The organism is Streptococcus sp. DTU_2020_1000888_1_SI_GRL_NUU_041A (assembly GCF_032387735.1).
Classification (GTDB): domain Bacteria; phylum Bacillota; class Bacilli; order Lactobacillales; family Streptococcaceae; genus Streptococcus; species Streptococcus sanguinis.
On sequence record NZ_CP135591.1, the window covers coordinates 688,914 to 711,482 of the forward strand.

The following is a 22,569-nucleotide window of genomic DNA, read 5'->3' on the forward strand; positions in this document are numbered from 1 at the left end:
TTGCTAGAATGAGGTATAAAGTAAGCCATAAAAACAAATAGTAAAGCGAAGAAAACTAGGCTGATATAGATAAAGTCTAGTTTTCTTGTTATAGAACAGATTAAATAGCACTAATTTACATAATTAAATTCAACATATCAGCTATTTAAAATAAAAAAATTCACAAATCTTTGTTTATATGCTGGAACTGTTGTATAATAAGGTGAAGGTGAGTCTGTAAGAAATTCAGGAGCAAAAGGAGAATGTAAAATGAAAGAAAGTAGACATAGAATCATTCTGCAAGAACTGGATCAAACAGGTGTGGTTGCTGTTAAAAATCTCAAAGAAATGCTGGGCGTTACGGATATGACTATCCGTCGAGATTTGATTGATTTGGAGAAGCAGGGCATGCTGACCCGTGTTCATGGCGGAGCCCATAAGAAGGTAAAAAATGCTCTCAATGAGATTTCCCACTCAGAAAAGCAAATGCTGAATGTTGAGGAGAAGAAGCAGATTGCCCGTAAATGTGTGGATTTGATTGCTGACGGGGATACGGTCTTTATTGGGTCAGGCACCACAACCGATTTTATAGGAGACTATTTGGATGGCAAAAATATCAGCATTGTCACCAATTCGCTGCCGATTTTTGAAAAGTTAAAAGAAAGGTCCAATTTAGATTTAATTCTGATTGGAGGACGTTATCGTGCTAAGACTCAAACCTTTGTCGGTCAGTTTGCCAATAATCTTTTGAAAGAAATCAAGGTTTCTAAGGCCTTTATTGGAGCGAATGGCATTGACGGTCATAATGTTACGACCAGCAATGAAGAGGAAGGCAACGGCGACGCGATTATCCTTAACAATGCCATCAGCAAATATATTGTAGCCGATAACAGCAAGTTTGACAGCTATTCTTTCTATTCTTTTTACCGGCTGGACAGCCTCAGTGCAGTTGTGACGGACGACAATATCGCTCCGAAAGTCAAGGAAAAATACAGCACCTATATTGAAATTTTGTGATGTCTGACCGGTGAGAGAAACTTGCTTCAAATAAATATTTTATAGAGGTTGTGACTGGGATTTTGTCTAGAAATTCTAGTCGCAGCTTTTTTATATCTTGGTCGATTTTTGTAAACAACAGTCTTGACTTTGCTGCAGAATTCCTTATATAATAAAATGTATTACTAAATTTTAGGAGGTCTTATGACAATCATTATAGTGATTTTTGCAGCTGTGTCGCTTTTTCGTTTGGTGTTTTTGAGGAAATCCTCTCAGAATGAGCAGGATATTCTGGCCAAGGGTGGCATGGAGTATGGGGTGAAAAATTCAAATATCATGAAGTACCTGCACATGCTTTTTTATGCGGTCTGCTTTCTGGAATTGCTGCTGAAAAAGCCAGCTTTTGACTTTGTGAGTCTATTGGGCGCTGTCTTGTTGCTCTTTTCTATGTTTATGCTCTACCTTGTTGCTAAGCTCTTGGGACCAGTTTGGACCATCAAGCTAATGCTGGTTAAGGATCATAAGTTTGTTGACCACTGGCTCTTTCGCAATGTCAAACATCCTAATTATTTCCTGAATGTTGTACCAGAATTGGTGGGCTTGGCCCTGCTCAGTCATGCCTACTTTGCTCTTTTCATCCTCTTCCCGATTTACTGTATCACCCTCTATGTCCGTATCAAGGAAGAAGAGCAGTTGCTCAAGGAAGTTATCATTCCAAATGGCATTGCTGGTGAATAAAGTTAATAAAATGCATATCGACTGCAAAAGAAAGGCTAGGATGTTTATGTCCTAGCCTTTTCTTGCATTAATTTTCGTATTTCATCAGCCATTTGCTGGTGTTGGTCCGCTTCGAAAAGTAAAGAATTTGCTTCAGGCTGGTGGGCAGTTTGGCTGAAAGCTAAAACTGGTTTCCCCTTGCTGATAGCCCTTTGGACAATTTGGTCGACCTCTCCCCAGTGATTGATATCCAAGTAAATATCCGCCCTATCAAGCAAATCTTCTATAAAGTCATCCTGGTGGATATTGGTGTAGAGGTTGATATTGGGATAGTCATTAAAGCTGGCTAAGTAAGGAGAAATATTGGTCTTAGCAGCTATGTGAAATTCTAATTCTGGCAGATTTTCTGCTAAATAAGCCAATTGTTCCAAGGTATCAGAAGCTGTCAGCGTAAAGGCATGGAAATTGCCCTGTGGACGCTCCTTAATGATAAGTTCTTCCTTGCTCATAGCGATAGAGTTGCTGGGAATATCCTGGAAAATCAAGCTGTTGGCTCCAATGATGACATTATCGCCAATGGTCACACCTTTGAGAATCACAGTATTGGCCCCAATCCAGCAGTTAGCTCCAATCTTGACTGGCGCAACAGTAAAATCAATCTTCTCAATGTGATAATTAGAATACTGATGATTATGGTCAAAAATGCGGACCCCATCACCAAACATGGTGTCCTTGCCGATTTCGATAGAGTGCTGACAGCGGACAGTACAATGGTCGTTAAAGAAAGCCCGGGTTCCTAGCTTGAGTTGTGCGCCGCTGGCTACATTGAGGCTGGTAAAAGATTGGAAAATGACATCTTGACCGATATCAAGCTGGCTGTCTGGGGAAATTTCGATATGATGAAAGTCGCCTTTAAACTGGATTTCAGGCATTTTGAGTCCTTTCTTTGATGTAAGCCAGTTTGGCTTGTCTAGTTTTCTTTTTAAAGAGGGCTTCAGCCGACATGGCAGCCGGCTTATTAGGGTGTTCCTCTTGGTAAAGTAAGGCAACTGGCAGGCGAGCACGGGTGTACTTGGCTCCTTTGCCAGCTTGATGTTTTTTGAGTCGGGCTTGGACATCCGTTGTGTAGCCGGTGTAGAGGGAGCCGTCCCCGCATTCAAGCACGTACATATATGCTTTATTTTCCATAGTAAATCTCGTGAATCTCCGGAGTGTAGCTGCCGTCCTGATTGTGAATAAAGAGAGGGGGCAGGATTTTTAGACCGTCGCTGGAACCATCTTTAATTGCTTCGATAAGCAGCATATTGGCCTCTTTGCCCAGCTTTGGATAGACAAACTGGATGCGCTTGGGAGCCAGGTTATGGGCTTGCATGGTATCTAAAATATCTAAAAAGCGTTCTGGTCGATGGACCATAGCAAGACGACCGTTGGATTTGAGGACTCGCTGGGCAATCTTGCAAATCTCTTCCAGATTGGTTGAAATTTCATGGCGGGCTAAAAGGTAGTGCTGGCTTTCGTTTAGATTGGATTGCTTATCAACCTTGAAATATGGCGGATTGCAGAGAATCATATCAACCTTGCTGCCAGTGATATATTGGCCTAGGTTTTTCAGATCGTCCTGAATGACCTGCATTTGCTGAGTCAAATCATTGAGCTCAATGGAGCGCTCGGCCATATCAGCCAGACGTTCTTGGATCTCGACTGCTAGAATCTTGGCCTTGGTGCGAGTGCTGGCAAAAAGTCCAACAGCGCCATTTCCAGCACAGAGATCAACGATTAGACCCCGCTGGGGCAGCTTGGGAAAGCGGGAAAGCAGCACGCTGTCTACCGAATAGCTGAAGACCTCACTATTTTGAATAATCTTGACATCCGTCGAAAAGAGCTGGTTGACTCGTTCTCCGTCTTTTAGTTTTGCTTCGTTCATAAGTCAATTATAGCATGATTTAGCAAGGATTCCAAAGGGATATGGGAAGTTTTTGCACAATCAAAAAAACATGCGAGGATTCTCGCATGTTTCCATGAGCTTAAATGCTGATTCTATTTTAGCTAGCCCTTAATCAAATCTGTATTTCTGCTTGATGGTGCAGGCAACAAAGACAAGTCCGAAAATGACCATGAGAATCAGATAGACTGGCAAAGTTGCGGCTGTCAGCGTTGCAATTTCCAAAAGGTGCTGCAGGACAAAGGCTGATAGATAGAAGCCAAAGACAGAAAAGATAATGAGCAGGCTGCGCCAGATGTTGAGTGGCAGACAGGCCCTAATGACGGACAGGAAGCTGATGCTGCCTAGCAAGTAGTAGGTCAGGGTGGACATTTCTATGTCACTCCAGCCATGGCTGCTGCCCCAGATGCGAACAAATAGCACGCTGAAGACAATCATGAGGGAGCTTGGCAGAGCTAGCTGCAGAGAGCGTTTGAGGAAGTGCTTTTCAACCGGCTTAATATTGCGCTCAAAGGTGAGGACAAAGGGTGGGAAACCTTCGACAAACTGGTCAATCAAGGTGATCTGAATCGGTATGAATGGGAAAATCAAGAGGTATTCAGGTTTTCCGAGCAGAATACTGGCGATACAGATAATAGCCAGGATAAAGGAATAAATGGTCTTGATGAAGAAAATCGGAGCAATCCGGCCGATATTGTTAACGACTCGGCGGCCTTCAAAAAGAATCTCAGGGACATCGTTAAAGTCGGAGTTAAGAAGAACCAAGTTGGCAATTTGCCGAGTTGCGGGGTCGCCCTCCGCCATAACGATGGAGCAGTCAGCTTCACGCAAGGCCAAGATATCATTAACCCCATCTCCGGTCATAGCTGTTGTCCGACCAGCGGCTTTAAGAGTCTGGATGAGTAGCTTCTTCTGATGGGGAGAAACACGGCCGAAGATAGCTGTTTCTTCAGCTTGCTCAACTAGTTCTTGATCGCTGATTTTAGAGCAGTCGATGTAGCTGTCGTAGTTGGCAAATCCAGCCTGGCTCGCAATATGGGAAACGGTCACAGGATTGTCACCAGAGATGATTTTCAGATCAACATCCTGAGAGCGTAGGTAGTCCAAGGTCTCAGCCGCTCCCTCACGAATAGGATCAGTGATTTCCAGAACAGCCAGAGCAGTCATATCTTCAGGCAGTTGGATGCTGTGTTTGTCTAGCACTTGGTCGCTGTGGGCTAGTACTAAAACCCGTGAACCGCGTTTTTGGGCTTCTCCAACCGCTACAGGATTGCTGTCCAGCAGCATTTCGGGCGCTCCTAGAAAAATGGTTCCGATACTGGATAAATGCATAGCGCCCCATTTTCGGTCACTAGAAAATGGGATGACATTGTCGCTAGTATAGGTGTGCTCTAGGTGGCCGTATCCCTTGCGGATAGCCTGAGCAGTTGGGTTATTATCCTCGCTGGTTTGGATGTAGGCTGCTAAGATTTGACCGACTGTCTCATCAGAAAACTTATCTGACAGACTATGCAAGGCTTCAACTGTCATCTTGCCTTGGGTAATTGTCCCGGTCTTGTCCAGGCAGAGAGTATCCACCCGAGCCAGAGTTTCAACAGAATACATTTCCTGAACAAGAACCTTGCGCATGCCTAGCTTGATGACAGCTGTCAGGAGTGATGTGACTGTTAGCAGGGCGATTCCCTTAGGCAGCATACCCAAAAGAGCTGTCGAGCTGGTAATGACAGAGTTTTTGACAGGCAGTCCTTTTATCATCAGGGCTTCAAAGAAGAGAGCCAATCCGAAAGGAATGATGATTTTTCCAGTAAAGCGGGAAATTTTCGCAAGATTGTATAGAATGCGCGAGTTGATAGGCTTGAGTGTTTTAGCCTCAGTCATGAGCTTGTTAGCATAGTTGTCTGCGCCGACATGGTGCACCTCAGCATAGATCTGCCCACTGGCCAGAAAGCTACCAGACAGCAGCTCAGCGCCTTCTTCCTTGAGAACCAAGTCACTCTCCCCTGTCAGCATGGCTTCATTGGCCTCGGCAACACCCTCTACTACACGGGCATCACTGGGAATTTGCTCGCCAGCTGACAGCTTGATCAGGTCACCCAGTACAATTTCTTCTGGCTGAATTTTGACTTCCTGGCCGTCGCGGATGACTGTGACCAGCTCTCGGCTGACTAGATTGAGCTTGTCAATCATGTGTTTGGCTCGCAGCTCTGTAATAATACCAGTAACGGCGTTAAAGCTGATTACAGCGAAGAAGACCAGATTGCTCCAGGCTTGGACAGAGACCAAGGCTAGAGCAATAACAAAGTTAAGGGCATTAAAAAGGGTGAAAACATTCCGCTTAACGATTTGCCAGTTACTAGTACTGGTGTCACTTGTAAAATCGTTGGTCAAGCCCTGCGAAATCTTTTCATCTACTTGGGTTTGGTTTAAACCGATTAATTCTTTCTTGTTCATGAGATTAATGATACCATTTTTTTATGGAAATGGCTATCAGAATCAGCTGTTACAGCCAAAGTTTGGAAAAATATTGCAGACTATAAGGGTATAGGGTATAATGGGAAAGGATGTAATCAATTTCAAGTACAATCACAGTTTGAAATAAGGAGAGTTTATGTTTTATACTTATTTGCGAGGTTTAGTGATTTTTATCCTGTGGACCTTAAACGGCAATGCGCATTACCACAATAAAGAAAAGATTCCTTCAAAAGATGAAAATTATATCTTGGTTGCCCCTCACCGGACATGGTGGGATCCAGTTTACATGGCTTTTGCGACCAAGCCCAAGCAGTTCATTTTCATGGCCAAGAAACAACTCTTTGAAAATCGGGTGTTTGGTTGGTGGATCCGCATGTGTGGCGCCTTTCCTATCGACCGGGAAAATCCTGGCCCGTCAGCTATCAAGTACCCTGTCAATATGCTGAAAAAGAGCAATCGTTCTCTGATTATGTTCCCAAGCGGCAGCCGCCATTCTACGGATGTCAAGGGAGGAGTAGCAGTGATTGCTAAGATGGCTAAGGTCCGTATCATGCCAGTAGTCTATGCTGGTCCCATGAGCCTCAAAGGCTTGGCAGCTGGAGAGCGCGTGGACATGAATTTTGGTAATCCAATTGATATTTCAGACATTAAGAAGATGAATGATGAAGGAGTTGAGGAAGTAGCTCGCCGTATTCATGCGGAGTTTGACCGTTTGGATGCTGAAGTGGCCCCTTACCAGACACAAAAGAAAGGCAATATCTTCTTACGGATTTTACGTGCCTTTGTCTTTATTCCTGCTATTTTGATTGGAATTTTGACCATCATTTTCAGCTTTTTTGCTAGCTTTGTCTGGGATCCAGATAAGCACAGAAAATAAGAGACTAATCAGCTTGCTGGGCAATCTTGCTTGGGAGCTGATTTTTTTAGCGAGTGAGCTATAATGTTTGTATGTTTTATAAGGAGGATGCTATGTCTCTTACTTTTTTATCTTTTGTAACCTTATCACTGTTTATGCTGCACGAGTTTGATGAGATTATCCTGATTCGGCCTTGGATTTCTCAGAATCAAGAACATCAAGACTATCAAAAGGAGATGTTTATTGCCAGAAGAGGAAGTTATCTTTCTGCTGAAAGTATAGCTCTGATGATTGCGGAGGAATTTCTGCTGGCCTTTATCCTTTTGTTGCTTGCCATTCTATTTCGCATTCCCGAGCTAGCTTTGGCTATTGGCTTCTGTCATACCCTCCATCTGCTGGGCCATATCATGCAAGTGTTTCGCTTTCGTCGCTGGGTACCGGGCGGCTTCACAGCTTTGACGACTTTTCCTATACTCATCTTAGTCTTCATCCTTTATCTATGTCAGCAGTCAGTTTCTTGGTCGCTGCTTCTGATTCTAAGCGTGTTAGTCATGGCTTTTCTTTTGGCAAATCTGGCTTTTTTACATAGCAGAGCTCAAAAGTTAGAAGCTTGGATATACAGGATAAGCAAAGTAGATTGATATTATAGCTCCTATTTTCATCAATGCCCCTTCTATCTATACGATTACTTGTAAAATAAAGATTTTAAAATATGACAAGCTGAAAATTCTCTCGGCTTGTTTTATTTTTTTGCAATATTTTACGAATAAAAAGACAAAGGAGAAAAATATGCTTGAAGAAATCATTGAAAAGCTAAAAGAATACAAGCTCTTTGTCGGTCTGGCAGTAGTTGGCGCTGTGCTAGGTGGTTTTTTCCTCATCAAAGGAAATCATCAACCGCAAAATCAGGTGGCCGCCTTGAGTCAAGAAATAACTTCCTCATCCAGCTCAGCTGATGAAGAGAGTGAAAAAGTTCTTTCTAAGGCTAAGGCGGACGAAGAGGAAAGCGATCAGGTCACTGTGGATATTAAAGGCGCAGTTAAGAATCCTGGTGTCTATGAGCTGAGAGCGGGAGCGAGAGTCCATGAAGCCATCCAAAAAGCTGGCGGATTGACAGCAGATGCCGAAGCTAAGTCCATCAATCAGGCGCAAAAATTAACGGATGAAGCAGTAATCTATGTGGCAAAGATTGGTGAAGAAGGAGCTGATGTCACACAGACTGGCCAGCATCAAGCAGGAGCTTCTGATTCTGCTGGTTCCAGTGGTGGACAGTCGGACAAGGTCAATCTAAATACGGCGACAGAGGCTGAATTACAGACCATTTCAGGCATCGGACAGAAGCGAGCTTCTGACATCATAGCCTACCGCGAAAGCAACGGCCGCTTCAAGTCAGTAGATGATCTGAAAAAGGTGTCAGGGATTGGAGATAAGACCTTAGAAAAGCTGAAAGAATATGTCACAGTGGATTAAAAAGCTACCCCTCGCCCCTATCTATCTGGCTTTCATACTTGTATGGGCCTATTTTGCAGTCTATTCTGGCAGTTCCTTGGCTTATTTAGGGCTGGGTGTCCTTCTGCTTCGTCTCTTTTTCAGCTATCCCCCCAAAAAAAGTCTAGCTGCCTTGGCATTCCTGTCCCTTTTTGTCCTCTTTTTCTTGCTTCGTCGGGAAATGGCAGAGCAGGCCTTTAGGCAGGAACCTCCTTCAGCTAGCTCGGTTCAGGTCTTGCCGGATACGATCAAAGTCAATGGAGATTCCCTATCCTTTCGAGGGCGAACGGACGGTCGGCTTTATCAGGTCTTCTACAAGATCAAATCAGCCAGTGAAAAGAAAGCTTTTCAGCATTTGACAGATTTGGTCGTCCTTGATTTTGAAGGAGAGTTTGAACATGCCCAGCAACAACGAAATTTTTCGGGCTTTGACTATCAGGCTTATTTAAAGAGTCAGGGGATTTATCGTACCTTAAAAATCAATAAGATTCAGTCACTAAGACCAATTTCCAGCCTGAATCCACTGGATTGGCTGTCTGTTTGGCGGAGAAAAGCGCTGGTCTATATTCGAAGTAATTTTCCCAGCCCGATGAGTCATTATATGACTGGACTCTTGTTTGGTGACTTGGATACGGAGTTTGCGGAAATGAGCAATCTCTATTCTAGCTTGGGTATCATCCATTTGTTTGCCTTGTCTGGTATGCAGGTAGGTTTCTTTTTGGATGGTTTTCGCAGGATTCTTCTACGTTTGGGGATGAAGAGGGAGACAGTAAATGCTTTGCAGCTGCCTTTTTCATTTATCTATGCTGGACTGACAGGCTTTTCTGTTTCTGTCGTCAGAAGCTTAGTTCAGAAGTTGTTGGCCCAGCAAGGATTGACCAGATTAGATAATTTTGCTCTGACACTGATGATTCTCTTTATCATCATGCCCAATTTTCTTCTGACAGCAGGCGGTGTCTTGTCCTGCACCTATGCCTTTTTGATTTCTATGATGGATTTTGAAAAGTTGCCGCCGATTCGGAAGCTTTTAGCGGAAAGTCTGACTATTTCATTGGGGATTTTGCCTATACTGATCTACTACTTTGCAGAATTTCAGCCCTGGTCCGTGATTTTAACTTTTCTATTTTCACTACTCTTTGACTTGCTGATGCTGCCAGGGTTAACCCTCATTTTTATTTTGTCACCACTTTTAAAAATCACTCAAGTCAATTTTTTCTTTGAGTTACTTGAAGATGTGATTCGCTGGGTAGCTGACTTTGCTCCGCGACCTTTGATTTTTGGAAAGCCCAACCTCTGGTTACTGTTCGCTCTGCTTTTAGTTTTGGCTTTAATCTATGACTTTCGGAGAAAGAAAAGCTGGCTTTTATCTTTTAGTTTGCTTATTCTTCTTTTATTTTTTCTAACAAAGCATCCGCTGCAAAATGAGATTACAGTAGTGGATATTGGTCAAGGTGATAGCATTTTTCTCAGGGACTGGCGAGGCAGGACGGTTTTGATTGATGTAGGAGGGCGAGTCGAGATAGGAAAGAAAGAGGCTTGGCAGGAGCGACAGACTTCATCCAATGCAGAAAAGACCGTAATTCCCTATCTCAAAAGTCGTGGTGTTGCTAGTCTGGATGTATTGGTCTTGACTCATACCGATACCGACCACATGGGCGATATGCTAGAGGTGGCCAAGCATTTTTCTATCAAGGAAATCTACGTTTCCAAAGGAAGTCTGACTCAGCCTGATTTTGTTCAAAAGCTGGAGCAGATAGAAACTTCTGTCCATGTCGTAGAAGTAGGAGATGAGATTCCGGTATTTGACTCAGCTTTGCAGGTTCTCTATCCTAGTGGAACAGGCGACGGTGGAAATGATGATTCGATTGTACTCTACGGGGAGTTCTTTCAGACAAAATTTTTGTTTACAGGTGATTTGGAAAAGCAAGGAGAAACTGAACTGCTGCAGCGATTTCCTCAGCTGAAAGCAGATGTCTTAAAAGCAGGGCATCATGGCTCTAAAGGCTCTTCCAGTCCAGAGTTTTTAGAGCAAATTCAGCCGAAACTGGCCTTGATATCAGCCGGTCAGAATAATCGTTATCAACATCCGCATCAGGAAACTTTGCAAAGATTTGAGAAGTTTAATACAGCCATCTATCGAACTGACCAGCAGGGGGCCATTCGGTTGACTGGTTGGAATTCCTGGAGGATTGAAACGGTTCACTGATAGCCGCTCTAAAGATGTCAACTCATACTTTGTAGACTGCTTAGCTTCAGTCAGGAGTAAGTGGTAAGAGTTTTTAGAAAAGTATAAATTGAATATCTTGTATAGGAAGGAGAACGGAGAAATCTGTTCTCCTTTTTTGTTCGTTTTAAATTTAAAGAGAAAGGAGATCATCATGCGAGGATTGGAGATTGTCATGAATATTGACACATTGGAAGTTTATGAAGTGATTGATCACGATAAAGAAAATCAGTCAGAGAAATTACCGCTAGAAGATTCTGAAGCTTCTCCAGGTGCCTTTCAACTTGATTTATTTGAAAGCATGAGCTGTCAGAACACATCCTAGGGGAGATTGTAAAGAACTGTATCAGAGGAGACAAACGATGATGACAAACAGTTTAAATTTATATGAAAAGTTACTCAATAGTGAGCCGTTAGGATTTATTGATCCGCTGACAGATCTAGGAGAGTTTGACAAGGTTCAGATGAAATTCAGAAAACCTGTCCGCAGCTTAACGAACAAGTATTCAGGTCAGCCTTATAATCCTTACTGGCAAGAGAAAATTGAGGAAATGCGATTACTCTATATTCAATATCAGCTAAGCCTACGTGAAGAAGACAAGAAAGAGAATATCCAAACCAGGGTCAAGGTTCCAGAAACGCAAGAACATATTAAAGAAATCGTGACCACGTATTTGAAGCTAGGTTTTCGCTTTAGAGAAATTGAAAAAAGAGTATCACTGTCCTACAAAAAGCTACGGAGTGACTGGAGTCGGTGCGATTATGTAACGACCGCAGAGACTGAGTTTTACAGTAAAGAGGAGTTAAAGGACGGCTACTTCTTTTCGGTTGCTGCTCCTCCTAAGAGTATGAAAGAGAACTAAGAGAGGTTGACATGAGTTCAAAAGAACAGGGAAAATGTTGTATCTGTGGCTGCACTTGGAACAATGCTTGCTACACTCCAGACAAGGGGGCTTGTTGGTGGATAGATGAAGAAGAAACAATTTGCAGCCATTGTTTCTGGAAATTGGATATGGAGGGGTAGAGGATGAAAGTTTATTATAGACCAGGTCATGACTGGTTAGAACGTGATGAAGAGTTCGCCAAAAAGGTGTTAAACAACCCTAAAAGTCATTGGGTTATGGATACAAAGCATGATGTTCTTTGTGTTGTTAAATTAGGAAACCATATCAGTGCAGTGAGATTTCTTGCTAAACATTTTTATGGATTAGATCGTATTTATCGAGAGGATATTCCAAAATGGCAAGAGATTATTTCTAAAAATATGATTTTCTACAATGCTATGGTAAATGAAGCTGACCATTATGCCCGTCATCTACCTAGAAAGTACAGAGGAATTTAAAATGAGTGATAAAATCATTCTAAAAGTTCAAAATTTGCTTGAATTAGCCTATGACGCTCCAAATGATGAAGAAGGGCAGTCAGCGCTTCTCATGGCCCAGAAGTTGATGGTAAAACACAATTTAGCCATGAGTGATATTCAAAAGATCCACAAGAATAATATTGGAGAGACTGTTGCAGCCTCAGAATATAGAATGGTTTGGTGGAAAGAGAAATTGGCTGGTATTCTTGGTGCAAACTTCAGGTGTAAAGTCATTAGACAAAGGAAAGTTGATGAAGGAATTACGAAAATGATTTTCTTTGGCTATGATAGTGATGCTGAATTTTGCACCAAAGTTTATGAAGGTGCTGTTTTATATCTGGAATATCGATTAAAACGTCTCTTCCCTACAATTACAAAAGCTCGCTGGAAAGACTACAAGAAGTCTTACTTGTTTGGATTTCTTACAGGGTTGAATGAGCGTTTTGAGAAACAAACTCAATCCTCAGAAGAATTTGCTTTGATGGTTCAAGTTCCTGCTGAAGTATTGGAAGAACAGTATAAACGAATGGGAAAACTCAATGAGAGATCTACCAAAATTCCAATTCAAAAAGTAGACATGGAAGCTTATTCTGTAGGACTTGAACATGCAAAAGAAACAAAGCTAATGACTGATGAATTGTTAAACAGCTAGCTCAGTAATGGAAAAAATTAGGAATATTTCAATATGAATTTGAATACAATCTATCCTTTAATTCTCAAAGATGGATTAAGGAATTATAAATTTAGAAACAGTCATTTGAAACCTGTTTCTTCAGTTGAGGAAGGTAAGCGAGGAGCTATATTCACTTACCGTTCCAAAGCTCACATGATCAAGGCCCGTGGACTTGTTCTAACCTCAATGGAAGCTATTAAAGAAAATCAAGATGGCTTCACTCACTGGACGCCGAACGTTTATCGCTTCGGATCATACAGTGACAGCCGACGACAAATTACACGTGGCCATGCTGAAGAGAACTTGCGTCAGATCAATACCTTTGTGATTGATTTTGACCTGTCCTCAGATGATGTAATGACATCAGGAGACATCCTGACGGCTGCTCTTGATTTAGGCTTCATGCCAACGTTAATTCTAAAGTCAGATAAAGGATACCAGGCTTACTTTGTTCTGTCTGAGCCAGCCTATGTGACCGCCCATTCACAGTTCAAGGTGGTAAAGGTGGCCAAGGCGATCTCTCAAAACTTGAGAAGTTACTTTGGTCAGACTTTACCTGTTGATATGACCTGTAATCACTTTGGTATTTGCAGAATACCCCGTACAGATAATATCGAATTCTTTGACGAAGAGTACACCTATTCTTTCCAGGAGTGGCTGAATTGGTCGATGAAACAATCAGACTTGCCTTTCCCAAGTAAGAAACCGAACCTAACGGTTATTTCAGGAACAGAAGGGGCAAAACAGACCGATGAGCCCTGGTATAAGATGTTGATGAATGAGTCAAACATCAAAGGTACTAAGGACTTAATGGGTCGAAATTCTGTATTGTTCACTTTAGCCTTGGCTAATTTCTCCAGCGGTGTCTCACAAGGCGATTGTGAGGTCGTGTTAAACGAATTTAGCCTACGACTGGACGAACCAGTCACTACAAGCGAACTCTTAAAGATTATTGCCAGTGCTTATTCAGGCAAATATGAGGCAGCCAGCAGAGATTATATCATGCTGCTGTGTCGGGCCTGGGTCAATAAGGATTTGAAGGCTGCGGATCTCTTTACCAAGCAGCGGTGGTACAAATTCAAGAAGAAGCGGGCTGATCGCAAGAACAGTCATCTGTATGAATGGAAAGCCGATGTGATGGCCTATTTAGAGGACTTTTACCAGTCAGAAGATCCATTTATTCAGACAACGAAAAAGGCGCTGAGAGAAGCTCTCAGTATCCCTGAACGCTCTTTAGACAGAGTACTGAAAGCACTAAAGGCAGATCAGAAGATCTTCTTCACGATTAAATCTGGCCGTGGCGGCGGGATCCGTATTGCTTCCGTCAAGGCTATCTTCCTGTCCCTTCTCCAGGTGAAAAAGGAACGCCAGGAAGCGTATGTTGGTTATATTGCTGCTTTCTTTGAAGAAAGCTTGAGTCTCACTCGGCGAGTGATAGAAGGAGTTAAAAATGACCTTAAACAAGTATCACAACTCTCTTTATTTGAGCTTGACATTGGATAAAAAATAAAACCCGTCAAGTGCCTTTACATTATATCTAGGATACTGTGAGGCAATTCAGAGGCGGGGGAAAAACTAGCTAGTCAAGAACTTGGAAGATCAAGAAAGTGAGGAAGTCAAATGATTGCTATTTTTAGTTTTGAGATTGGAGATTATCTGCGTGATGAGAAGAAGAACCTTCTAGTTTTTGAGACTCAGGGGATGGCTTCTCAATATCTTCAAAAATGGTATCACAAGCCCGTACCAGTAACGAGGACAAAGAGAATTATTCAGTATCCGAATTACTATCAGGCTCCATTTAGATTTCATAAGGTTTGTTAGAAGGGAGGTTTTAATGGTGAAAAATGAAGATGATGTTTTTTATACTGGAAGACTTTATCTGTTTGATATTATTCCATTATGGAAAACGACAAAGACCAAGCGAGAATGGAAAGAAATTGCAATGGAGATGTCATCAAGAAATAAAATGGTGATATTTAGGTTTGATGATGAGGAGGAGAGGGAAGATGACAAAAAAGTTTAAGATTGTACGAGGGACTTATCTGACAGGACTAGGACAAGAGCCCTCAGCTTATTACTTCAAAGTGTCTGACAGTGATGCAGACTTTGAAACGATTGCTCCTGGAGATGTAGCCCTGACCTTTTATCAAAATGGAGAAACTATCACAAGTTTACCAGCTTTGGTACGAGTTGATGGGGTCATTGTAGCTGAAAGACAGGTCAATGAATTTCTCCAAAGTGAGAAAAAAGATCATCTGCCTATGTTGCCGATTGTGGCGATTTATGATGATTTTGATCCGCTTGTTTTGAATAAGATTATGACCAGCTTTCAGGAGCTAAAGCAAGACATGAAACGGCTGGCTAAACTCCAAGTGATCCAGGGCAATCTCTTTGATTTTCTGGACAAGGAGGACTCTCTATGAAAGATTTGAAAGCAATCAAATTGGGTTTTGGCATTGTTCTTTTTATCATGCTTTTGAGTTTTGCTGCTATTGGAGTAAAGACAGTTTGGCAAGAGGTTGTTTTCAAAGATTATGACAGCCATCTGACCCAAAACGAATATACGGCTGCGGTAGTTGATCAGAATGCAAACCTGGTCTTTTACAAGTCAGGCTGTCCCTATTGCCAGGCAGGAAAACAAGCGGTTATTTCTGCTGCTGAAAAGAGTGCTTATCCGACTTTTTATATCAATGTTGAGTCGGAAAAAGGCCAGGTCTTGGTAAAGAAATACCAGGTAAAAAAAGCGGCGACGATTGTTACACTGAGAGATGGAAAACAGCAGCTTTCTCTCTATGCGACTAAGGACAGTAAAGGCAAAATCAAGGCTGATGAGTCTGCTATTAAGGAGGCAATGAAATGACTAAAAAGGTAAGCAAAAAGACGGAAGCTTTGTTTCGTTTTGACAATGAATTGTGGCGTGCTAAGACGCCTGAAGGTATGGTTGCTTTAGGCCGACATATTGGAGAAAAGCCTTACTATCTTCACTGTTTCCATGACGATGGCGGGCGTCTTACTTATGTCTCAGAGAGTGAAGCCCTATGGCTGACTCTCGAACTTGCACCGGAAAAAATGTCTTGTATCTAGGAGGTTTTCCATGAATAGCTTATTGAACTTTATCAGTCATTTTATTATCTTGGCTGGCTTGCTATGCGCTTGGTTTCTTCCTATTTGTTCTGTGACAATCAGAGATAAATATGAGAATGAGAAAAAGCAAATGAGAGCGTCTGTCGTCTTGATGATGTTGTTGAAAATGTTCTGGCCTAATAGTCAGGTGAAGTGGGGAAAAGAAAATTAGAAAGGATTTGTTAGACATGATAGAAACACTTAAACGCTGGATGGAAAAAGTAAAATCCAGCTCCGTTGTCAAACCATTTCTGGCCGTGAAAAATTGGTTTCAGGAGAATGTAATCAAACGAAAATTAGTCATTTTTTCCGTTTTATTTGTGGCCTGGATCAGTCTTTTGGCAGGAGCACTCTATTCTCCAGAACGTCAAATTTACACAGATGATCAGCTCAAAACTAAGCAAACATTTGTCAATGGAACGGGAGAAATTAAGCTGACCAGTCAGACCTATTCTCCTACAACAGGCATCATTGTTCTTCAGTTTGAGACCAGGGATGCGACCTCATCCGTTGACCGTGGAATTGATGCAAAGCGTCTAAAATGGAAGCTTTATTCACAAAATAAATCAGCTAAAACGAGCATGGAAGTTGTTCCAATCGTAGATAATAAAATCTCAGTGATTATCCGTGGAGTACCTGAAGATTTTGGCGCTTTTGCGATTGATGTCATCAATACAACTGTCTCAACTAGTTCAGTTGATATTGACATTACATCGCCATCAAGTGACGATAGTTCCACTTCAAAATCCTTGTCCCCGAAAGAGGAGGAAGCAGAAAGAACAGTCCAATTCTTTGTAACAACTCAAAATAAAAATCTCAAACAAAAGACAATCGATGCGGTGTCTCGTGAAGAGTTTACACTGACTGAAATCGAGGCTGAAATCAGCTATCAGGAAGGACAAATCAAAAAATTGAATGAGTCTATTTCTAAGTTGAAAACCTCTATTGAAGATGATGAGTCTCGCAAAGACGGATTGAATACTGAAGCAAAATATCTTACAGGTGATGACCTGGAAGCCAACCAAAAAGATATTTCTGTCATTGATAGTAACATCGAAACAAAGAACCGTTCGATTGAAACAGCTACAGAGAATATCGAAAAACTAAAAGGTAAGATTGAGACCTTGAACAAGAAAAAAGCAGCCGTGAAAGATGGGACATTTGAATTTTCTAATCCGATTGAAACCATCGAAATGAACTAATCCTTCATGAACTTTTTCTCCCTAATCATAGATTGGGGAGTTTTCTTTTTGCGGTGACTTGTCCCTTTACAGCACAAAAAATTTTTATCCCTTATACTGATTTTAATTTTAAAAAGGAGGCTATAAGATGGCAAAAAAAGATCTTAAAAAAATTGATTTAGAATTGGAAGAAGCAAAGAAAAAAGTTGCTGCTTTAGAGTCAGTTCGTAAAGAAGCAGAAGAAAAGCTTCAAAAAAATATTGGTAAATTGTACGTCCAGGTGCAGCTCAAAAAAGATAAAAATTTGTCGTATGAACAAATTCATGATGACCTAAAAACAGAACTCGCTCTTCTCAAAGAAGAAGAAAAAGAACGTCGTCAGGCTGCTCAAAAAGCTACTGAAGAAAGTGAACAGGTTTCTTAAAAAAACAGACCGATTTTCTCCAGCTGAATGAGCACTAAATAACCTGATTTTGCTCTTAAAAGTTCAGTGGCTGAAAGTATGCTGATTAGAAATAAGAGTAAGTATAGGTGTGTTAGAGCAGTGTGCTTAGGTAGGCGTAGCCGAGAAAATTGGGGACAAAGGAAACGTTGATACTATCAACTCCACACGGGACGTGGGGACAGTTTCCCTTATGCTCTTTTCAAGCACCAAGACCCTAAAAGGCCTTAGCCTTGCAGGTGGGTGCTGGTGTGCCGAAAAACCGCAAAAGTAGAACCGTTTCGGTTCGTGACGTTGCGAGGTTTGGGTTTTCTTTTTTGCTTCTTTTTGCTTTTTCCTCGTAAAAAGAAAAAAGAAGGGCGCTCATTTTTTTGAAGAAAGGAGAAATGAAATGCCGACCAAAAATCAAACTGTTGAAATTAAAATCCGAGGACTTTCACAACAAGAGGTGAATTATCTAAAAGCTCTTGCAAAAGATACTAAGGCAAAATCATTTAATGAATTTTTGCTGAGGATGTGCCATGAAAAAATCGAAAAAGGGAAATTTAATCGGGCAGAAGATTTGTATGTCGCCCATCTTGAAAATATCAAATTGACGTCTGACCATGTTTTGCTTTTGACAGAAAAACAGTCCGACATTTTACGAGATTTTGAAACGAAAATGGCCCGCTACGCTGATCATATTTCTCGCTGGTTGGAATACGAGGGGGAGGTGGAAAGAGATGACTAAGGAAATCAAAATCAGAAACATTCCAGATCATACGTTTGAGCAGCTGCACACGATAGCGGACAAATATCAGTATCCATCATTCAATGAATTTATGCTCTCTCAATGTGAATCTGTCGTGATGAACGACGGACTAGATTTATATGAGAATCGTTTTGCGGAGACTTTGGCTGAAATCAAAAAACAACAAAGTCAGATTTTAGAGTTGCTGCTGAAGAATGAAATCAAATTATCAGGCTATAGTGCAAAACAAGAAATGGTGGAACAGCTGACGATTGACTGGCTGCGTTTTATGGATGATGAAAAAGCAGTGACTTCTGAACGAGCAGGTGATCACTGATGAAGAAAAATAAATTTGCTTTTGTCGCTCTAATTTTTTTAGCTATCCTTCTGGTACAGCCTCAAAATTTCCAAGCGGTCGTCTCAACTTTTACACAAAATGATTTGAAAAGTCAGCTCAATATCACGGGTTCACCTGGAGAAAAAAATTCTGATATTTCATCCACCTATCACTCCAAAAATAGCGAACTGAAATCACGAACCTATGATGGAAAAAGTCAGGTCATTGAAGTGCATTCTAAAGCTCAATTTACGAGTGAAGAATTAAGTTTAGAGCAGGGCACCTGGAAAAAATTTTCCAATCTTGATTTTCTTAATCGTGTAGGAGTGGCTGAAGCCATGTTGGGTCAAGACCTACTTCCTAAAAAAGAGAGAGAAGATATTTCAACTGTCACACCGACAGGTTGGAAAAATAAAAAAATCAATTTTAATGGCCAATCAGATTATCTCTATAATCGTTCTCACCTGATTGCTTTTCAGTTGAGTGGTGAGAATGATAATCCGCAAAATCTATTCACGGGGACACGGGCCCTGAATGCAAACTTTGAAGATGAAAAATCTTCTATGCTCTACTATGAAAATCTTATCTCAGACTATATCAAAGAAACAGGTCATCATGTCCGCTACAGGGTTACACCAATTTTTAAAAATGTGGAATTGGTGTGTCGGGGCATCCGCTTGGAGGCCCAAAGTGTAGAAGATGATACCATCTCTTTTGACGTGTATATTTTCAATATCCAGCCAGGATATGAACTCAATTATTTAACCGGAAACTCTCAAAAAGTTGCCTCTTGATGAACCAAAAAAGGAGAACTCATGCCAAGAAAAAAATCAAATACCCGTCGTTTCAGCCTTTACTTAGGAGATGAAGGCGCTGAAAAATTTACAGCCATTATTGATTATTTACAAGATCAGGGATCACCACAAGGGCCAGAATTGAATAAGTCAGAAACAATTCAATTAGCCTTGGATGCTTTCTATAAACTGTTCCTAGATATTGACCGTCCTCAACCTTATATCCAACGATTAGCTGAGCTTCAAGGGGTCAAAAATAACCAGCTGGAAAATATAGAGCAGGATTTGAAAGTGGTTAAAAATCAGCTCAATAGATTGCAGTATTTGGAACTGACTAATTTTCATGCCGTTACGAAAGGTCAAGATTTTGATGTGCAAGATTTAGAGTCTATTCACTCACGCATGGATCCTAACCAGCATGAACTAATGGCAAGAATTGATGATGTCATTCAAGAAGATGTGGCCAGGGGCCAAACGATTAAACATTCTCATTAAGGAGCTATAAATGCCTATGGAAATGAATAGTCCAGCCGTGACATTTATGTTGCAGTACACGGAGGCCAATAGTGGTTTTGTAGATTACACAAACCGTTCTGAAGCAGTCAAACAGGATCAAGAATTAGCACTTGAAACCCATCGTCAAGAAATTGAAGGATTGACTGAAGAACAAGTTTTGGCTATGCAGGCATCAGTTCCTGAACTCAATCTCAATTTTAGAGACTACCTGAGTTATATGAATCGTTCTTATGCGACGGAAAATCAAACAGAGGAGCTCACTGCTATCTTTACAGCAGATGCGAATTATCTTCAAAGAAGCAAGGTCAATGAGCTAAAGGAAAATCTTGAAACGGCTTATCAAAACGGCTCCCTTCTTTGGCAGGGAGTAATCTCTTTTGATAATGCCTTTTTGGCCCAACAAGGCCTATACGATATTGAGACGGGGCAGGTTGACCAGCAAGCTATCAAAACAGTGATCAGAGATGCTTTGCCGAAAGTGATTGCTAAAGAAGGTTTGTCAGACTCTTCATTTTGGTGGGCCAACATTCACTTGAATACGGAGAATATTCACGTTCATTTTGGCTTGTCTGAACTTCAAAGTGCCCGTGAAAAAATCTTTTATCAACCAAGAGGGCGGATGGAATACAAAGGCAACTTTTCGCAGAAGACTATTTCAAAACTGAAAAGTGATGTGTTTCATGGGTTGCTCAATGATCAGACCCGTAACCGTATCATCCGAAAAGAACAGATTTTAGCGAACCTAAAAGCCAATCTAGTTGACCAAGTTTTTCATAATCAACAGGTAACTTCTTCAGCTGAGAAAAATTTTCTGGAGCAGGCATATAATCATTTGCCGCTCCAAAAAAATTGGCGCTATGGCTCGAATGCTAAAGATTTTGCGGTCAGTAAATTTTTCCTGGATAAATATATTGACTCTTACTTGCAGAATGAAGGGAAAGAGCTTTACCAGAAGTTTGTAGAAGAGACCAGAAACTTCTTGGGGCTTTATGATAGTGCTTATTCAGCTGGAAAAAAACAAACGTATGAACGTGTCCGAAAGGTAAATGGCCAAACGGTGCGATCAGAAAAGCAGGCCAAAGGCTATGACTTAGAAGGTATGTTTCATCGACGGGAACTGGAATTAAGAGAACGGCTAGGAAATCGTATTCTACGCTCTTTTAAAGAAGTGGCCCTGCAGATTGAAGACGTTCAGCTGGAAAAAAATTTGCCAGATTTTTCCAAAGGCAACCAAAATCGAATTCTCCAGCAGTTTCCAGAAGCCAGCTACTTAAAGTCCTTAGCTGACTGGGAGAAAAAAGGCTACAGTCCCAAGGAAGGGATGCAGCCGATTGAAATTATAAAGCCCGTTTATGAACAGTATGATAAAAACGGAAACGGGATCGGAGAAATGAGTTTTGAGACGAGTTATGTTTACGACATCAAACAGATGGAAGAAAATATCCTGACTAAAAGGCTGTCTTTGAAAGAATTGTCTCTCTTTTCTTCAGCTGAACTACAGGAGCTTGTTGATGCGGCCAAGAAGAAAGAAAATCAGACGGAGAAAGAAAGGCAGGAGCTAGGAACTTTTCGCTATGCTCTAAAATTAAGTAAGTTAGAAGAGCGTCAAAAGGCCTTGCTAGTCAGTCAAAAATTGCTTCACCAGGTGCAGCCTTTACGGTCTGACCAGCCGTTTCTCAAGTTAAAACAAGAAAGGCTGGCTACAGAACTTAAGCTAGTTGAACTACAGCTGACACCAAACTATCGCTTGTCTAAGTCTGAATTGGAATTAAAACAATCACTGAGCCGTCAGTTTGTAGAGAGCATCAATCTCCCTATTTCTAAAGCAGATAGGGGCACTATCCAACTTCCTATCCGACACCTACAATCAGAGCTGGAATCGTTGAAACCACTCCAGGACGAGGGGATCCTAATGTTGCTGAAAGGTTATCCTATTTCCAAGCAGGATTACAAGGAAGAGTTGGAGACACAGATCTCCATTTTCCAGGTGAAACATGGGATTTATAAAACCAATCAGAAGATAGCTCAAACCACGGATGAAGCTCAAATCAAAGCCTATAAACAATTCAATGCAAAAGAGTTTTCGAAACTGAAAGAATTGTATGGTAAATTACGACCTGAAGAAGAGCGACAAAAAGAGGCTCTTCTTCAGACGGTACAAAAACAAATCCAGTCTCAAAAACAAATCAGACGCAGCACCATCCAACAAACACAGGGCAGCCTGAAGGTTGATACTAACTTTATGAGAAATCTGACAGCTTCTCTCAAACAAGCTCAAAGGAGCAGTCAAAAAGCCCTTATGGAAAGAGCTAGGAGTGATGAGCGAGAAGAACAGGAAGAACGCCGTGAAAATCGTCGTTAAAAGTCATTGGGTGCCAATGGCTTTTTTAACATTGACTTGTCCATTTAGAGCACGCTTTTAAATTATTACTTAGACTAAAAGAATAGAACAAAAGAAAGGAGAAAACATCATGAAGTTATGTTTTCCAAGTGTGACAATAGAAGACTTTGACTTTGAAGCTGATTGGCTTGTCAAAGCGCTGGATAGTGAGACTCACCGAGTCCTTTTTGAAGGTCAAGGTAAAAATGCCGAACTTGAAATGACGATTGATTATCAGGCCAATCCCAAGGATTTTGAAGAACTTTCAATCGGGGAGCTTGTTCAGCTGCCAAAAGAACTGTTTTTAGAGGCTGAAGAAGAACCTTTCCAGCCAATTTGTGAACCTTTTTAATATA

At 41.3% G+C, this 22,569-nt stretch carries 30 protein-coding genes; 26 read left to right on the forward strand and 4 right to left on the reverse strand.

The genetic code is table 11. The annotated features are described in order from the left end of the window. Nucleotides 1-249: 249 nt before the first annotated feature. Both RSK81_RS03505 and RSK81_RS03510 read left to right on the forward strand, forming a co-directional pair. Complete coding sequence (locus tag RSK81_RS03505; protein WP_002902642.1) at nt 250-996, forward strand: DeoR/GlpR family DNA-binding transcription regulator; 747 nt, start codon at nt 250-252, stop codon at nt 994-996. Nucleotides 997-1,179: 183 nt separating this feature from the next. Further along, nucleotides 1,180-1,713: an isoprenylcysteine carboxyl methyltransferase family protein gene (locus RSK81_RS03510; RefSeq protein ID WP_009659954.1), complete on the forward strand. Its 534-nt coding sequence runs from the start codon at nt 1,180-1,182 to the stop codon at nt 1,711-1,713. Nucleotides 1,714-1,757: 44 nt separating this feature from the next. Here RSK81_RS03510 and RSK81_RS03515 read toward each other — a convergent pair whose 3' ends face one another. From RSK81_RS03515 to RSK81_RS03530, 4 genes are all read right to left on the reverse strand, one after another. Next, nucleotides 1,758-2,624, reverse strand: a complete 867-nt coding sequence (locus RSK81_RS03515) for a DapH/DapD/GlmU-related protein (protein WP_315687443.1) — start codon at nt 2,622-2,624, stop codon at nt 1,758-1,760. After that, nucleotides 2,617-2,880 carry a GIY-YIG nuclease family protein gene (locus RSK81_RS03520; RefSeq protein ID WP_315687445.1) on the reverse strand — a complete coding sequence of 88 codons (264 nt, stop codon included), beginning with the start codon at nt 2,878-2,880 and terminating at the stop codon, nt 2,617-2,619. The genes RSK81_RS03515 and RSK81_RS03520 overlap by 8 nt, the downstream gene beginning before the upstream one ends. Continuing rightward, nucleotides 2,870-3,616, reverse strand: a complete 747-nt coding sequence (locus RSK81_RS03525; protein ID WP_315687446.1) for a tRNA1(Val) (adenine(37)-N6)-methyltransferase — start codon at nt 3,614-3,616, stop codon at nt 2,870-2,872. Before RSK81_RS03525 ends, RSK81_RS03520 begins: the two co-directional genes overlap by 11 nt. Nucleotides 3,617-3,745: 129 nt before the next feature. Then, nucleotides 3,746-6,085 carry a cation-translocating P-type ATPase gene (locus RSK81_RS03530; RefSeq protein ID WP_315687448.1) on the reverse strand — a complete coding sequence of 780 codons (2,340 nt, stop codon included), beginning with the start codon at nt 6,083-6,085 and terminating at the stop codon, nt 3,746-3,748. Between the two features lie 157 nt (nt 6,086-6,242). Between RSK81_RS03530 and RSK81_RS03535 the strand changes: the two genes are divergently transcribed. The 24 genes from RSK81_RS03535 to RSK81_RS03650 all read left to right on the forward strand — a co-directional run bounded on the left by RSK81_RS03535 (nt 6,243) and on the right by RSK81_RS03650 (nt 22,565). After that, the gene (locus tag RSK81_RS03535) at nt 6,243-6,983 is read left to right on the forward strand and encodes a lysophospholipid acyltransferase family protein (RefSeq protein WP_002897977.1); all 741 of its coding nucleotides are present in this window, start codon (nt 6,243-6,245) and stop codon (nt 6,981-6,983) included. Between the two features lie 71 nt (nt 6,984-7,054). Then, nucleotides 7,055-7,603, forward strand: coding sequence for an HXXEE domain-containing protein (locus RSK81_RS03540; RefSeq protein ID WP_315687451.1), 549 nt, complete (start codon nt 7,055-7,057; stop codon nt 7,601-7,603). Nucleotides 7,604-7,751: 148 nt separating this feature from the next. Further along, complete coding sequence (locus RSK81_RS03545) at nt 7,752-8,432, forward strand: helix-hairpin-helix domain-containing protein (RefSeq protein ID WP_315687453.1); 681 nt, start codon at nt 7,752-7,754, stop codon at nt 8,430-8,432. Further along, entirely contained in the window at nt 8,416-10,656 is a 2,241-nt protein-coding gene (locus RSK81_RS03550) for a DNA internalization-related competence protein ComEC/Rec2 (protein WP_315687455.1), read from the forward strand. Before RSK81_RS03545 ends, RSK81_RS03550 begins: the two co-directional genes overlap by 17 nt. A gap of 193 nt (nt 10,657-10,849) precedes the next feature. Further along, nucleotides 10,850-10,999, forward strand: a complete 150-nt coding sequence (locus RSK81_RS03555) for a hypothetical protein (protein WP_314580277.1) — start codon at nt 10,850-10,852, stop codon at nt 10,997-10,999. 37 nt (nt 11,000-11,036) lie between these two features. Continuing rightward, nucleotides 11,037-11,537, forward strand: coding sequence for a modification methylase Sau96I (locus RSK81_RS03560; protein WP_315687457.1), 501 nt, complete (start codon nt 11,037-11,039; stop codon nt 11,535-11,537). Nucleotides 11,538-11,548: 11 nt separating this feature from the next. Then, entirely contained in the window at nt 11,549-11,698 is a 150-nt protein-coding gene (locus RSK81_RS03565) for a hypothetical protein (RefSeq protein ID WP_268715203.1), read from the forward strand. A 3-nt stretch (nt 11,699-11,701) separates the two neighbouring features. Continuing rightward, nucleotides 11,702-12,016, forward strand: a complete 315-nt coding sequence (locus RSK81_RS03570; RefSeq protein ID WP_314580282.1) for a hypothetical protein — start codon at nt 11,702-11,704, stop codon at nt 12,014-12,016. A gap of 1 nt (nt 12,017) precedes the next feature. Next, entirely contained in the window at nt 12,018-12,689 is a 672-nt protein-coding gene (locus RSK81_RS03575; protein WP_315687460.1) for a DUF2786 domain-containing protein, read from the forward strand. Nucleotides 12,690-12,722: 33 nt separating this feature from the next. Beyond that, a complete protein-coding gene (locus RSK81_RS03580) occupies nt 12,723-14,213 on the forward strand; it encodes a primase C-terminal domain-containing protein (protein WP_105025994.1) in 1,491 nt (496 codons plus the stop codon). Between the two features lie 117 nt (nt 14,214-14,330). Beyond that, on the forward strand, nt 14,331-14,531 hold the full coding sequence (locus RSK81_RS03585; protein ID WP_008809739.1) for a hypothetical protein: 201 nt from the start codon (nt 14,331-14,333) through the stop codon (nt 14,529-14,531). 13 nt (nt 14,532-14,544) lie between these two features. Continuing rightward, nucleotides 14,545-14,733 carry a hypothetical protein gene (locus RSK81_RS03590; RefSeq protein WP_315686410.1) on the forward strand — a complete coding sequence of 63 codons (189 nt, stop codon included), beginning with the start codon at nt 14,545-14,547 and terminating at the stop codon, nt 14,731-14,733. After that, nucleotides 14,717-15,133 (forward strand): hypothetical protein, encoded by a 417-nt coding sequence (locus RSK81_RS03595; protein ID WP_315686409.1) that lies wholly within the window; start codon nt 14,717-14,719, stop codon nt 15,131-15,133. The genes RSK81_RS03590 and RSK81_RS03595 overlap by 17 nt, the downstream gene beginning before the upstream one ends. Continuing rightward, entirely contained in the window at nt 15,130-15,570 is a 441-nt protein-coding gene (locus RSK81_RS03600) for a thioredoxin domain-containing protein (RefSeq protein ID WP_060971013.1), read from the forward strand. Before RSK81_RS03595 ends, RSK81_RS03600 begins: the two co-directional genes overlap by 4 nt. Continuing rightward, nucleotides 15,567-15,794 carry a hypothetical protein gene (locus RSK81_RS03605; RefSeq protein WP_023916842.1) on the forward strand — a complete coding sequence of 76 codons (228 nt, stop codon included), beginning with the start codon at nt 15,567-15,569 and terminating at the stop codon, nt 15,792-15,794. The genes RSK81_RS03600 and RSK81_RS03605 overlap by 4 nt, the downstream gene beginning before the upstream one ends. Before the next feature lie 10 nt (nt 15,795-15,804). Continuing rightward, nucleotides 15,805-16,005 carry a hypothetical protein gene (locus tag RSK81_RS03610; protein WP_315687463.1) on the forward strand — a complete coding sequence of 67 codons (201 nt, stop codon included), beginning with the start codon at nt 15,805-15,807 and terminating at the stop codon, nt 16,003-16,005. 16 nt (nt 16,006-16,021) lie between these two features. After that, nucleotides 16,022-17,035, forward strand: a complete 1,014-nt coding sequence (locus RSK81_RS03615) for a hypothetical protein (RefSeq protein ID WP_315687464.1) — start codon at nt 16,022-16,024, stop codon at nt 17,033-17,035. A 127-nt stretch (nt 17,036-17,162) separates the two neighbouring features. Then, a complete protein-coding gene (locus RSK81_RS03620) occupies nt 17,163-17,438 on the forward strand; it encodes a hypothetical protein (protein WP_168955504.1) in 276 nt (91 codons plus the stop codon). 409 nt (nt 17,439-17,847) lie between these two features. After that, nucleotides 17,848-18,186, forward strand: coding sequence for a hypothetical protein (locus RSK81_RS03625; RefSeq protein ID WP_315687466.1), 339 nt, complete (start codon nt 17,848-17,850; stop codon nt 18,184-18,186). Further along, nucleotides 18,179-18,523, forward strand: a complete 345-nt coding sequence (locus tag RSK81_RS03630; RefSeq protein ID WP_168955502.1) for a hypothetical protein — start codon at nt 18,179-18,181, stop codon at nt 18,521-18,523. Before RSK81_RS03625 ends, RSK81_RS03630 begins: the two co-directional genes overlap by 8 nt. Next, the gene (locus tag RSK81_RS03635) at nt 18,523-19,317 is read left to right on the forward strand and encodes a DNA/RNA non-specific endonuclease (protein ID WP_315687468.1); all 795 of its coding nucleotides are present in this window, start codon (nt 18,523-18,525) and stop codon (nt 19,315-19,317) included. The genes RSK81_RS03630 and RSK81_RS03635 overlap by 1 nt, the downstream gene beginning before the upstream one ends. 21 nt (nt 19,318-19,338) lie before the next feature. Beyond that, nucleotides 19,339-19,812, forward strand: coding sequence for a hypothetical protein (locus RSK81_RS03640; RefSeq protein ID WP_315686400.1), 474 nt, complete (start codon nt 19,339-19,341; stop codon nt 19,810-19,812). A gap of 16 nt (nt 19,813-19,828) precedes the next feature. After that, nucleotides 19,829-22,195 (forward strand): MobP2 family relaxase, encoded by a 2,367-nt coding sequence (mobP2, locus tag RSK81_RS03645; protein ID WP_410530916.1) that lies wholly within the window; start codon nt 19,829-19,831, stop codon nt 22,193-22,195. 109 nt (nt 22,196-22,304) lie between these two features. Further along, nucleotides 22,305-22,565, forward strand: a complete 261-nt coding sequence (locus RSK81_RS03650) for a hypothetical protein (RefSeq protein WP_136115662.1) — start codon at nt 22,305-22,307, stop codon at nt 22,563-22,565. Nucleotides 22,566-22,569 lie beyond the last annotated feature (4 nt).